The organism is Mycobacterium sp. Soil_C_30, from assembly GCF_057656995.1.
This window is the reverse complement of record NZ_JBDGJH010000006.1, coordinates 330,289-343,339: the sequence shown is the minus strand read 5'-3', so window position 1 is coordinate 343,339 and position 13,051 is coordinate 330,289. Positions and strand designations below refer to the sequence as shown.

The following is a 13,051-nucleotide window of genomic DNA, read 5'->3' as shown; positions in this document are numbered from 1 at the left end:
GTGTTGTCAACTCAGCTACTGCGATATATTGCATTCCGTGGCTATCGAAGACTTCCCGCGCTACCCGCTCACGTTCGGCCCGAGCCCGGTCCATCCACTGGAGCGCCTCAGCGATCACCTGGGCGGTGCCCGCATCTGGGCCAAACGCGAAGACTGCAACTCCGGGCTGGCGTTCGGTGGCAACAAGACCCGCAAACTGGAGTACATCGTTCCGGACATCCTGGCCTCCGGCGCGGACACGCTGGTCTCCATCGGTGGCTATCAGAGCAACCACACCCGCCAGGTCGCGGCGGTCGCCGCCAAACTGGGGTTGAAGACCCGGCTGGTGCAGGAGAAGTGGGTGGACTGGCCCGACATGCCCGGAAACGCCGCCGCGTTGGATGAGAAGGTCGGGAACATCCTGCTGTCGCGGATCATGGGCGCCGACGTGCGACTGGATGCGGCCGGCTTCGACATCGGCATCCGCTCGTCTTGGGAAGCGGCCATCCGGGAAGTCGAAGAGGCCGGTGGCAAGCCGTACCCGATCCCGGCCGGCGCCTCCGAACACCACCTCGGCGGCCTCGGTTTCGCGAACTGGGCCTACGAGGTGCAGCAGCAGGAAGCCGAGCTGGGACTCTTCTTCGACACCATCATCGTGTGCACCGTGACCGGCTCTACGCACGCGGGCATGATCGCCGGTTTCGCCGGGCAGGACCGGCCGCGGCGGGTGCTCGGTATCGACGCCTCGGCAACGCTGGAGAAGACCCGCGCGCAGGTGGCCCGGATCGCCCGGCACACCGCCTCGCTCATCGGGCTGGACCGCGACCTGCGTGACGAGGAGATCACCGTGCTGGAGGGCTGGGCCGGCGACCTCTACGGCATCCCGGTGCAGTCCACCGTCGAGGCGATCAAGCTGACCGGCCGGCTCGAAGGCATGATCATCGACCCGGTGTACGAAGGCAAGTCGATGGCCGGGCTGATCGATCTGGTCACCGACGGCACCATCGGCAAGGACTCCACCGTCCTCTACGCCCATCTCGGCGGCCAGCCGGCGCTCAACGCGTACTCCGGGGTGTTCGCCTAGGGGGCCGAAACCGGCTGCGCGCTCGGACGCAGTTCGGGGACGAGGCCGAAGTGGTGACTCAAGGTGGTGCCGTCGTACTCGGTGCGGAACAGCCCGCGCTGCTGCAGGATCGGCACCACCTGCTCGGTGAAATCCAAGGTGCCCTTGGGATGTAACGGCACCAGGATGTTGAAGCCGTCGGCCGCGCCGGCGCGGAACCAGCTCTCCAACTCGTCGGCGATCTGTTCGGCGGATCCGGCGGTGGTCCAGTGCACGTTGTTGAGGCCCTTCTCCACCTTGGTCGCCAGTTCGCGGATGGTCAGGTTCTCCTGCTGCACCCAGGTGCGCAGCCGGTTCAGCCGGCTCTGCCCGCCCTTGAACTCGGTGGGCGCCGGGAACGCCTCCATCGGGAACGGACCGTCGAGATCGTAGACGGTGAAGTCGACTCCGAGCTCGTCGCCGAGCTGGCCGACGACGTCGACGTTCTTGGTGGCCAGCTCCTCGAGCTCGGCTTCCAGTGCTTTGCCTTCGGCCTCTGTGGACCCGATATAGGGCACCACACCGGGCAGGATCTTCGCCGAGTGCGGTGAGCGGCCGAATTTCGCCAGGCGGGCCTTCACATCGTCATAGAACTCCCGGCCGTTCGGAATCGTGGACGAACCCGTGTACACCGCCTCGGCCCGCAGCGCCGCCATATCGCGGCCCCGGTCGGAGGCGCCGGCCTGGACCAGCACCGGAAAGCCCTGCGGCGACGGCCGAATCGGGAGCCGGCCGTCGATGTCGAAGAACCTGCCGTGGTGGACGACGTGCTCGCCGGACCACAGTGCGAGCACGACGTCGACGAACTCCGAGGCCCGTTCGTAGCGCAACTCGAAATCGGGATGGCTGTCGTAGCCGAAGTTGCGGGCCATCGGGTCACCGGAGGACGTCACGAAGTTCATGCCGGCCCGGCCGCCGGAGAGGTGGTCCAGCGACGCGAATCGCAGTGCGACCTCATAGGGGTCGTTGTAGGTGGTGGAGACGGTGCCGATCAGTCCGATGTGGCTGGTCTGCGCGGCGAGCGCGGCCAACAGCGTCAGCGGTTCGTTGCTCATCGCCAGTGGCTCGCGGTCGCTGTACACCTTGGGGCTGTCGGCGAGGAACACCGCGTCCAGCTTGGCCTTCTCGGCGGCCTGCACGATCCGCGTGTAGTACGGCAGAAGGGAGACCTCGGTGGGCTGGGCGGTGGAGTGCCGCCACGCCGCGCGGTGGAAGCCGATTCCGCGCAGATTGAGGTTCAGATGCATACGGGGGCTCATCACAGCGCTCCAGCAACGACGGCGGCCAACCCGAGATGACCGCGCAGGGTGGATGTTTCGTACCGGTCGCGGACCCCTCCACGCTCGCGCAGCCGCGGCAGCACGTCGGCGACGAACCGCTCGGTCTCGGAGGCGGTCAGGTGCAGCACCACGCCGTCAGCCGCCTCACCGGCCGAGACATCGATGATTCCCGGCGCCAGATCACGCAGCACGACGGGCACACCGGCCACGGTGTCGCGGTCGGCGCCGGCCCCGATGATCGCGACGTCGGCGCGGGCTCGGGCGAGCTCCGCCGAGGCCGGCGAGTCGACGCTGACGAACAGCGGCGGATGCAGTTGCGGGCTGCGGGGCAGGTTCAGCGGCCCGGCCACCCGGAAGAACGCACCGGCATGGTTGATCGGATGCAGCCGGTCGAAGTCGACGTACACCCCGGATTCGGTATCGGCCACCACGGCGTCGGGGGCCCAGCTCTCCCAGAGTTCGTGCAGCACCGCGATGAACTCCGCGGCACGTGATTCACGTTGTGCCTCAGCGCTTGTCGGCGGGTGAAGTGCGGCCGGTGAATCCTCGGCGGGCGTGACCAGCCGCCACCCGGCCCGCCCCACCGAGAGGTTGTCCAGCGTGTTGAGCATGCGGGCCTGGTTGTAGGGGGCGACGTACTGCGCCGAGACCGGGGCTACCAGTCCGATGTCGGTGGTACGCGCCACCAGGTTCGCCAGCAGCGTGGACGGTTCAGCGGGAACCGCCGCGCTGGGCAGTGGTGCCAGCACCGCATCGAAGATGCCGTCCTCGGCGGCGTGCACCGCGCGATGAAGCCACGACAGATCTCGGTCGCCGGGCTCGGGCTCAGGCTGCAACAGCAGGTGTAATGGCATGGCTACTCGTGGTTCTCGATCGGGCCCAGGACATCGGCGGCAAGCCAGGCCAGCACGGTGTCCTCGGCGGGTGGATTGTGCAGCGCCACCCGCAAGTCGCGGTAGTAGCGCTGCAGCGGCGAACTGAGCCGCATCGACGCGGCGCCGATCAGTTGGCCGCAGTGATCGACGACGGCGCTGGCGTGGCGATGCACCAGCACCTTGGTGGCAGCGGCGTGCGCCGGTGTGATCTCCCCCGCCTGCACACGACGCACGGCGTCATCGAGAAGTGCTCGCGCACTCAGGAGTTCGAGTTCCGCCTGGGCGGCGCGGTCCCTGATCCGGGTGGTGTCCTTGAGCGCACCAGGCGCTCCGTCGGTGCGCGGTCCGGCACTGAAGTGCAGCGCTTCGGCACGGGCGGCCTCGGCGACACCCAGGTGTACCGAAGCCAGCATCAGCGGCCACCAGATCGGCTGCGTAGAGTCCACGGTGCGCCCGTCGGCGCCGATGCTCTCCACCAACGCATCAGCCTCGACACGTACACCGTCGAGCCGCAGATCCTGGCTGTCGGAGCCGCGCAGACCGGCCGCCGCCCAGGTCTCCACCACCGTGAGACCGTCCGCCGGTTGCGGAACAAGGAAGTGGCCCTTGCCTTCCCATTCGTTCGACCGGGCGACGATCACGATGGTTCCCGCAGCGCGCGCACCCGTGGCGTAGGTCTTCGCACCGTCGAGCCGCCAGCCCCCGTCGGCGTCACGGGAGGCCACCGTCTTGATGGGCGCGCCCCGGCTGGGTGCCCCGCTGAGTTGCTCGCTGGCGGCCAATGCCACGAGTTCCCGGGCGGCGAGGATGCGGGCGGCGAGCTTGGCCACCGCGTCGGATCCGTTGACCGAGAACAGCCGCATGGTGTGGATGTAGTGCATGGCCAGCACCAGGCCGGTGGCCGCGTCCCCCGCCGCGACCTCCCGCACCGCGGCCGAGGCCGCCGCGATGTCCCCACCCGGCCCCCCGAACCGGGTGGGCACCGTCAGCTCGGGCAAGTCACTGGAGCGCAGATCGGTGAAGTTCTCCGGCTGGAAACCGGAGTCCCAATCCGCGGCGGCGCGGGCCGCGATCGCATCACGGACCTGGCGGGCGGTCAGCGTCGTCATCGTGGGGCCACCGTGGTACCGGGCACCGCGGTGATCAGTTCGCGCGTGTACTCATGGGCCGGTGCCCCGAAGATCTGCGCGGTGGGTCCCTGCTCCACCAGTTCACCGCGGCGCAGCACCCCGATCTCGTCGGAGATCTGTTGCACCACGGCAAAATCGTGCGAGATGAACAGATAGCCCAGGTCGAGCTCCTGCTGCAGCTGCACCAGCAGCCGCAGGATCTGGTCCTGCACCGACACATCCAACGCCGACACCGGCTCGTCGAGCACCAGCAGCTCCGGCCGCAGCGCCAACGCCCGCGCGATCGCCACCCGTTGCCGTTGACCACCCGACAGCTCGGCCGCCCTGCGCTCTGCGGTGCCGGCCGGCAGCGCCACCTGGTCCAGCAGTTCAGCGGCGCGTTTGGCCTGGGCTGCCCGGTCACCGATCTTGAACGCCCGCAACGGTTCTGCGATCACCTCATCGATACGCAGCCGTGGATCCAGTGACGAGTACGGGTTCTGGTACACCAGCTGCACCAGGCGGCGCAACTCCCGCAACGCACTGCCCTCGGTGGTGGTGATGTCGGCGCCATCGAACCACACCCGGCCGGCGGTCGGCTCTTCCAGGCGCATGGCGATGCGCGCCAGAGTCGACTTCCCCGAACCGGATTCGCCGATAAGGCTGAACGTGCGTCCACGGTGCACGGTGATGGAGACATCGTCGACGGCGGTGACGGCCTCTTTGCTGCCCGGTAGCGGGAACCGCTTGGTGATGTTCTCCAGATGCAGCAGGCTCGTGGTCTGGGCCGGGCGGCCACCGACCAACGACGCCCCGGTCAGGCTGGGCGCGGCGGCCAGCAGTTTCTTGGTGTACGCCTCGGTGGGCGCGCTCAGCAGTTGCGCGGTGGGTGCGGATTCGACGACGGCGCCGTGGCGCATCACCACCACCCGGTTGGCCCGGTCCGCGGCCACGCCGAGGTCATGGGTGATCAACAGCACCGCCGTGTTGTCCTCGGCGGTGAGCTGCGCCAGGTGGTCGAGCACCCGTTTCTGCACGGTGACGTCCAAGGCGCTGGTGGGTTCGTCGGCGATGACGAGTTTGGGCCGGCACGCCAGCGCGATGCCGATCAGCACCCGCTGCTTCATACCACCGGACAGCTCGTGCGGATACTGGCGCGCACGGGCTTTCGGGTGGGTGAGCCCGGCCCGGTCCAGGATCTCGATGGCCAGCTCAGCGGCTTCGGTGCGCCCGGCCAGACCGTGCACCCGCAGTGCTTCGGCGACCTGCTCGCCGACCCGCTTGACCGGGTTGAGGGCCAGGTTCGGATCCTGGGGAATGAAGCCGATCTCGGCGCCACGGATGGTGCGCAATGCGCGTCCCCGCAGCCGGGTGATGTCGCGGCCGTCGAATCCGATGGAGCCTGCGGTCACCCTGCCGGTTGCCGGTAGCAGGCCGATGATCGAATGCGCGGTAGTCGATTTCCCGGATCCCGATTCGCCGACGAGTGCGACCACTTCACCGGGGGCGATGTCGAGGTCGACGCCGCGCACCGCGTCCACTTCGACGCCGTGCCCGTGGTAGCCGACGTGCAGGCCCTTGAGTTGCAGGAGGCTCATCGCACCAGGCCGTCACTGTCCAGGGCGCGGCTGATCCGGTTGGCCGAGAGCACCGCCAGTGCGATCACCAGGCCGGGCAGGGTGGTCAGCCACCATGCGGTCACCAGGTAGTTGCGGCCTTCGGCCACCAGTGAGCCCCATTCCGGAGCCGGTGGCGGAGCACCGAATCCGAGGAAGCTCAGCGACGACACCGCCAGGATGGCCGCCCCGAATTCCAGTGCCGCCAACACCAGCACCGATCCGAGGGAGTGCGGCAACACGTGTCGCCACAGGATCGTCCACTTGCGGACACCGCACACCGAGGCCGCCTCGATGAAGGTCTGGGTCCTGGTGCGCAACACATCCGAACGCATCAACCGTGCGAAGCTGGCCACCGACGCCACCCCCACCGCGATGGCAACGTTGACGGTGCCGAAACCCAGTGCGGTAACCACGGCCAGCGACAGCAGCAGCCCGGGGATCGACAGCAGCACATCGACCAACCGCATGATGACGTCGTCGACACGTCCACCGGCGAAACCGGACGACACGCCGATGGCCGAACCGGCCACCAGACCGACGGCCACCGCGATCGCGGTGGCCTGCAGGGACAGGGCCGTGCCGTGCACCACGCGGGAGAACACGTCACGGCCCAGATGGTCGGTGCCGAACAGGTATTCGGCGCCCGGGGCGTGCAGTTTGTCCTTGGGAACCCCGGTCAGCGGGTCACGGCCGGCGAACAGTTCCGGAAACAGCGCCCAGCCCACCACCAGGAGCAGGAACAGCACCGACAACAACAGGCCGGGACGGCGCAGCAGCGTGACGACGGGCCGGCGCCACTTCTCCCCGCGGGTACGCACCCGGACACGGGAGTCGGCGTCCACCAGCTCGTCGGCGCCGATGGTGACATCGAGCAGCGTCATGAGCTCTCACCGCCGACCGTGACGGGCCGCACGCGGGCGATCCGCGGGTCCAGCAGCGGGTAGATGACGTCGACCAGGAGGTTGACCACCACGAAGATCGCGGCCGCCAGTACCACCAGGCCCAGCAGCATGGGGATGTCCTGCGCTGCCACGGCCTGCTCCGTCAGGCGGCCGATGCCGTGGCGACTGAACACCGTCTCGACCACCACCGCGCCGGCCAACAGGTTGCCCACCGTGATGCCGACGATGGTCAGCACCGGGATGGCCGCGTTGCGCAACGCGTGGCGCAGCTGGATCTGCCAGCGCGGCACACCCTTCGCGATGGCCGTGTCGATGTAGGGCTGCGCCCAGGTGGCCGTCAGTGTCTTGGCGAGCAACTGGGCGAAGACCGCCGCGGTGGGTACCGCAAGGGTGACCGCGGGCAGCACCAGCGACGCGAACCCCTTGTTGCCGGTGGCGGGGAACCAACCCGTGCCGAACGAGAAGACTTGCAGCAGAAGCAAACCGATCCAGAACGTCGGTACCGAGACGCCCACCGGCGGAAGCGACAGCAGGAACTGCCGCACCGGGCGGATCTGGGTGAACGTCGCCAACAGGGCCAGCGTCCCGCCGGCGAGCACCGACAGCACGAACGCCAGCGCCGCCAGCTGCAGCGTCTGCGGCAGCGCCTCGGCGATCAAGGTGGTGACCTTCTCGTTGGTGGGCACCGACGTCCCGAAGTCACCGCGCAGCGCGTCGGCCAGGGTGTGCAGATACTGCAGGTGCACCGGCTGATCCATGTGGTGTTCGGCCCGAAGCGCTTCCACCACAGCGGGATCGACGGCCACCTGGTCACCGCCGGCGCTGAGCATGATCTCGACGGGGTCACTGGGCAGCAGGTACAGGATGACGAAGGTCAGCGTGAACGCCGCCCACAGCACGAACACTCCCTGGGCGGCCCTGCGCAGCAGGTAGCGACTCATGAGCCGTCGTCCGTTCGCCAGGTGTCGTAGAGGACGGTCGCCCCGTAGGGATCGATGGCGACGCCGTGCACATTCGGTGCCACGCCCACTGCCTTGGTCTGCTCGCGCACCGGGATCCAGTAGCCGTCACGCACCAGCTTCTCCTGCAGTGCCCCGGCCGCCGCCGCGCGATCCTCGTCGGTGGACGCGACGTTGAGGTCGGTGGCCGCCGCGGTCAGGTCCGCTTGATCCGATCCGGCCAGCGCGGGATTGGTGGGCAGGAAAAGTCCGACCAGGAAGTCGACGTCTTTGGCCGGTCCGTACCCGGTCAGGAAGTCGTAACCCCCGTCGGCTTTGTTCTTCATCAGCGCGGTGTACTCGGCCTGGGTGACCGGCAGGATCTCCGCCGCGATGCCGACCTTGTTGAGCTGCTGCTGGATCAGTTCCAGCTCCTGCTGCGTGGCGCCCTGGCTGGAGCCGCTGATGATCATGATCTTGGGCGCCAGCCGCAACCCGTCCTTGGCCCACACACCGTCGGCGCCCTTGACCCAGCCGTTGTCGGCCAGCAACTTCTGCGCCTCGTCGGGCTGATACTGCAGGTACTCCGACTTGTCCTGCCACAGCGGAGTATTGGCGGCGATGGCGCTGGTGGGCACGTTGTACCGGTCGGAGAACAGGGTGTCGCGGATCTCGGTGCGGTCGATCGACTTCTGGATGGCCTGCCGCACCACGAGATCACCGCCGAGCGGGCTCAGCGGATTCTGCCGCAGTCCCGGGACGAGATTGGGGGTGACACCCGTCAGGATCTCCGCGCCCTGGGCGGTCACGCTGTCCTGGTCGACCACCGGTACGTCGTCGATGATGTCGAACTGCCCGGAGGCCAGGCCGCCGACGCGGACGCCGGACTCGGGTACCACCTCGAAGACGATCTGGTCGAGATAAGCCGCACCGTCGTGGTCGGTGACGCCGGCGGTGGGCCAGTTGTAGTCGTCACGCTTGTCGAGTGTGATGCGCTGCTGGTTGACCACCTCGGAGATGACGAACGGTCCACTGCCCACCAGGTTCTTGCCGGCGCAGCGGTCCTCCAGCGAGGACTCCAGGGTGCTCGGCGCGTAGATGGAGAAGTACGGGTCGGACAGGTTACGCAGGAAACCGAGCTCCGGTTCGGTGAAGTCCACCCGCACCGTTTGCGGGTCCACCACCGTCGCGCCCTGATAGGTGTTGAGCGCGCTGATGATCTGGGTTTCGGCCTGGCCGCTCTCGGTGATCTCCTTGAGGTTGTCCAGGTTGGCCTTGACCAGATCGGCGGTCAGCGGGGTGCCGTCGGAGAAGGTCACCCCTTGGCGCAGGTGCAGCGTGAAGGACTTCGCACCGGGGGCGATGTCCCAGCTTTCCGCCAGCCGCGGAATGACGTCGCCGGTCTCGCGGTCCTGATCGGTGAGCCGGTCGGCGAACTGCTCGGGGGCCGACAGGCCGCGGGCCCGCAGCGCCGGGTCGACACATTTGGGCCATTCGGACAGCGCGTAGGTCAGGGTGCCACCGGAGACGGGGTCACCGGCCGGCTCCGATGCGCCTCCTGAGCCTGAACCGGAGCACGCGGACAGGGTCAGGGCGGCGGCGCCGAGCACTGCGACGGCGCCGAGGGTACGAGATGTGTTCATGGTGGTGTCTTTTCGTCGAGGGGGTGTGGGAGGGGACGCGTTCAGCGCTGACATCGCGGCATCATCGGCCGATCCAGGTGTCGTAGAAGACGCTCTCGCCGTAGGGGTCGACGCGGTAGCCGTGCACGTTCGAGGCGGTGGCGAACACCCGGGTGGCTTCGCGCACCGGGATCCAGTCAGCCCTGTCGATGAGGAACCGCTGCAGCGCCTCCGCCGCCGCGGCCCGCTGCTCGTCGTTCTCGGCGAAATCGAGTGCGTCGATCTGCTTTTCGAGTTCCGGGTCGGGGAAATTGCCGAGGCGCCGGTTGGTGGAGCGGAACAGCCCGATCAGGAAATCGATGTCCTTGCTCAGGCCCGCGCCGGAGGAGAAGTCGTAAGGAGGCGCGGCCACGCCGCTTTTACCGACACTGTTGAGGTTGGCCGACTCCTCGGCCGCCGTGGTGGGAACCAGCTGCAAGGCGATACCGACACCCTTGAGTTGCTGTTGGATCAGCTCGAGATCCTGCTGGGCGGCCCCGCGGCTGCTACCGGCCACATAGGTGAGCTTCGGCTCCAGGCGCACCCCGTCACGGGCCCGCACGCCGTCGGGCTGCAGCACCCAGCCGTCGGCCTCCAGCAGCGCTTCCGCTTCGTCGGGGTGGTAGGCCAGCTCGCCGGACTGATCGGTGAACAGCGGCGTGGAGGCGGCCACCAGACCCGTCGGCACCGGGTAATCCGGGCTGTACAGCGTGTCGCGGATCTCCTCGCGGTTGATGGCTTTGGAAATCGCCTGTCGCAGAGCGATATCGGCACCCAGCGGGCTGTACGGGTTGTGGTAGATGCCCGGGTTCAGGTTCGGGATGGTGCCGAACACCACCTCGGCCCCGCCGGCCTTGAGCGCTTCCTGGTCGGTGGCAGGCACTTCGTCGATGACGTCGAACTGACCGGACTGCAGGCCACCGACACGCACGCCGGATTCCGGCACCACCTGAAACTCGATGCTGTCCAGGTACGCCTGCCCCTGGTGCTCGGAGACGTCCTCGGGGGCCCAGTTGTAGTCGGGGCGACGCTCCAGGACCACGCGCTGGTTGCGGACCACCTCTTTGATGACGAACGGCCCTGAGCCGACCAGCTTTCCGTCGCAGCGGTCCTCGTAGGACGAGGCGGCGGTGGCCGCCGAGTAGATGCCCAGGTACGGGTCACTGGCGTTGCGCAGGAAGCCGAGTTCGGGCAGTTCGAACCGCACCCGCACGGTGTGTTCGTCGACGATGTCCGAACCCAGGTAGCTGCCCAGCGCGCTGTTGACCGGAGTGTCGGTGTGGCCGTCCTCCGAAAGAGCCACCAGTGCATCCAGATTGGCGCGCACCACCTCGGCCGTCAGCGGCGTGCCGTCGGAGAAGGTGACGTCATCGCGCAGCGCGAACGTGAAGGTGCGGCCACCGTCGGTGATCTCCCAGGACTTCGCCAGGCGCGGGACGATCCGCCCCTCGGGGTCCTGATCGGTCAACGTTTCCACGTACTGCTCGGGCCCGCTGAACAGTCGGGCACGCAGGGCTGCATCGATACATTGCGGGTACGACGCCACCGCGTACCGCAGCGTTCCGCCGCGCACCGGATCCTGGTTCTGCTGGCCGGTATTCGAAGCAGACCCGACGCACCCAGAGGCCAGCACCGCCACCGCGATCGCTGCCACCACACCTCGGGTACGCATCATCCGTAGATCTCGTTGACGACGGGCACGTGGGCGGGGTTGAGCAGAGTGCGCGAGGAGTACCCCAGGCTGCGGCCCACTTCGGTGGAGGCGCGCAGGGCATCCTCGTTGCCGCCCTTGGGGAACGTCACCTGCACCGGGCCCGGCAGGCCCGCGGCCCGCGCGGCGAGGACCACCTGCGCCCGGGAGGTGAACAGGCCCTCGTCGGTGGCGGTGCCCAGATCCTTCTTGAGGTCACCCTCGCCGAGGCCGATCGATCCGACCAGGTGATCGGCTTGCGCCAACTCGGCGACGGCCAGCACCCCGGCGGCGGTCTCGACCATCACCTGCAGCCCGATCACGTGCACGATCCCGGCGGCGGCGCGGCGTCGGTCGAGTTCTTTTGCCACGGTGCGCACTTCGTCGGCGCGGACCGACTTGGCCACCCGGATCGCTGACAACCCGGGGCCGACGATGGCATCGAGATCGGCGTCCAGGTGACCGGTGCCGACGGCGTTGATGCGCACCAGGACGGGCTTGGGTGGTGTCGTTGTTATCACGTCAGCGACCAGCTTGCGGCCGGCATCCTTGCGCTCGGCCGGGGTGAGGTCTTCGAGGCAGAACACCACGGCGTCGGCGTCGTTGTCGAACGCGGCGGCCACCAGGTCTTCGTCTCCGGCGGGAACGTAGAAGTACGAGCGGACGGCGGCTGGATCGAATTGTGCAGTCATCAGAAGAATCCCGAGGTAGGAGGTTCGATATCGTCGAGGAGGTAGGCGCCCACCACGCTGGCCTTATAGGCCCGTGGATTGTGGCTGGCCACGGTGCGCGCGTTGCGCCAGTGCCGGTCGAGGTTGTGGCGGCGGGCCGCGGCGGAGGCGCCACCGACGTCGAAGAGTTGCTCGCCGGCTTTGAGTGCGGCCTCGATGGCGAAGAACTGGGCTCGGGCGACGGTGACGCTGGCTTCCAACAGGGCTTCCTGCTCCGCCGGCGAACCGTTTTCGGTGTCATCGACGAGATCGATGGTCTCGGCGGCGCGCAGGACCGCCGACTCCGCGGCATACACGCGTGCCGCGGTCTCGCCGACCGCCAACCGGACATAGGGGTCGTCGACCGAGCGCTCGACGCCGCTGTGTTTGATGGGCCGGGCTTTGTTGCGGGCGTATGCCACCGCGTCCGCCAGCGCGTTGCGGCCGATACCGACCTCCACGGACGCCAGGAAGATCTGGAAGAACGGCGAGATGGGCGGCCGCGCGCCGACTTGCGGGTCGACGGTGACGAACTCGTCGTCATGCACCACCACGTCGGTGAAACGTGTTGTGCCGCTGGCGGTCAGTCGTTGTCCGACACCGTCCCAGTCATCGATGCGCTCGATACCGTCCCGGTCGGCAGGGATGACGAAACCGCGCGGTTGGTCGTCCTCGTCGACCACCCGCACGTTGATCCAGTCGGCGAACAGCGTGCCGGTGCTGTAGTACTTCACCCCGTTGACCCGCCACCCGTCGGGGGTCTGCCGGACCCGTGTCGACATCTGGCCCTGAACGCCGCCCGTCTCACCGCTGGCCAGCCCGAACACGTCACCGTCGAGGATGCGGGCGAACCACCGTTGCTGCTGCTCGGCATTGGTGGACCGGCGCAGCTGTTCGACGAAGGCGAAGTGGGACCGCACCGCCTGGGCGATGTTGGCGTCGGCGGTGGCCAGGTCGATCACGAACCTGACCAGCTCGCCGACCGTCGAGTTCGGCCCACCGAAACCGGTTGGCACCCGCCAGGTTCCGAGACCCTCGGCGAAAAGACGCCGCACCTCCGGGTAGGGCATCCGGCGCACCAGTTCACGGTCAGCGGCTTCGGCGGCGATGTCCGGTAGGACGGTTCGGGCCGCGGCGCGCAGGTCGGCCACCGAGGTGGGCGCGGCAAGCGAGGTCACGAGGAGTG

Annotated in this window: 11 protein-coding genes; 1 reads left to right on the top strand and 10 read right to left on the bottom strand. The window is 68.1% G+C overall.

Translation table 11 applies throughout. From position 1 onward, the window contains the following. The first annotated feature begins 37 nt into the window (after positions 1-37). Positions 38-1,063 carry a 1-aminocyclopropane-1-carboxylate deaminase gene (locus AC3A6P_RS14535; RefSeq protein ID WP_487692284.1) on the top strand — a complete coding sequence of 342 codons (1,026 nt, stop codon included), beginning with the start codon at positions 38-40 and terminating at the stop codon, positions 1,061-1,063. On the opposite strand, the gene AC3A6P_RS14530 is transcribed toward AC3A6P_RS14535, so the two are convergent. The 10 genes from AC3A6P_RS14530 to AC3A6P_RS14485 all read right to left on the bottom strand — a co-directional run bounded on the left by AC3A6P_RS14530 (position 1,060) and on the right by AC3A6P_RS14485 (position 13,043). Further along, the gene (locus AC3A6P_RS14530) at positions 1,060-2,340 is read right to left on the bottom strand and encodes an LLM class flavin-dependent oxidoreductase (RefSeq protein WP_487692283.1); all 1,281 of its coding nucleotides are present in this window, start codon (positions 2,338-2,340) and stop codon (positions 1,060-1,062) included. The two genes, AC3A6P_RS14535 and AC3A6P_RS14530, sit on opposite strands and share 4 nt — an antisense overlap. After that, the gene (locus AC3A6P_RS14525; RefSeq protein ID WP_487692282.1) at positions 2,340-3,215 is read right to left on the bottom strand and encodes an LLM class flavin-dependent oxidoreductase; all 876 of its coding nucleotides are present in this window, start codon (positions 3,213-3,215) and stop codon (positions 2,340-2,342) included. The genes AC3A6P_RS14530 and AC3A6P_RS14525 overlap by 1 nt, the downstream gene beginning before the upstream one ends. Positions 3,216-3,217: 2 nt before the next feature. Beyond that, positions 3,218-4,345 (bottom strand): acyl-CoA dehydrogenase family protein, encoded by a 1,128-nt coding sequence (locus tag AC3A6P_RS14520; protein WP_487692280.1) that lies wholly within the window; start codon positions 4,343-4,345, stop codon positions 3,218-3,220. Further along, positions 4,342-5,943, bottom strand: a complete 1,602-nt coding sequence (locus AC3A6P_RS14515) for a dipeptide ABC transporter ATP-binding protein (RefSeq protein ID WP_487692279.1) — start codon at positions 5,941-5,943, stop codon at positions 4,342-4,344. The genes AC3A6P_RS14520 and AC3A6P_RS14515 overlap by 4 nt, the downstream gene beginning before the upstream one ends. Next, positions 5,940-6,845 carry an ABC transporter permease gene (locus AC3A6P_RS14510; protein ID WP_487692278.1) on the bottom strand — a complete coding sequence of 302 codons (906 nt, stop codon included), beginning with the start codon at positions 6,843-6,845 and terminating at the stop codon, positions 5,940-5,942. The genes AC3A6P_RS14515 and AC3A6P_RS14510 overlap by 4 nt, the downstream gene beginning before the upstream one ends. Continuing rightward, positions 6,842-7,807, bottom strand: a complete 966-nt coding sequence (locus tag AC3A6P_RS14505) for an ABC transporter permease (protein WP_487692276.1) — start codon at positions 7,805-7,807, stop codon at positions 6,842-6,844. The genes AC3A6P_RS14510 and AC3A6P_RS14505 overlap by 4 nt, the downstream gene beginning before the upstream one ends. Further along, on the bottom strand, positions 7,804-9,447 hold the full coding sequence (locus AC3A6P_RS14500) for an ABC transporter substrate-binding protein (RefSeq protein WP_487692275.1): 1,644 nt from the start codon (positions 9,445-9,447) through the stop codon (positions 7,804-7,806). Before AC3A6P_RS14500 ends, AC3A6P_RS14505 begins: the two co-directional genes overlap by 4 nt. Before the next feature lie 61 nt (positions 9,448-9,508). Beyond that, complete coding sequence (locus tag AC3A6P_RS14495; protein ID WP_487692274.1) at positions 9,509-11,140, bottom strand: ABC transporter substrate-binding protein; 1,632 nt, start codon at positions 11,138-11,140, stop codon at positions 9,509-9,511. After that, positions 11,137-11,847 (bottom strand): HpcH/HpaI aldolase/citrate lyase family protein, encoded by a 711-nt coding sequence (locus AC3A6P_RS14490; protein ID WP_487692273.1) that lies wholly within the window; start codon positions 11,845-11,847, stop codon positions 11,137-11,139. The genes AC3A6P_RS14495 and AC3A6P_RS14490 overlap by 4 nt, the downstream gene beginning before the upstream one ends. Beyond that, positions 11,847-13,043, bottom strand: coding sequence for an acyl-CoA dehydrogenase family protein (locus AC3A6P_RS14485; protein WP_487692272.1), 1,197 nt, complete (start codon positions 13,041-13,043; stop codon positions 11,847-11,849). The genes AC3A6P_RS14490 and AC3A6P_RS14485 overlap by 1 nt, the downstream gene beginning before the upstream one ends. Positions 13,044-13,051 lie beyond the last annotated feature (8 nt).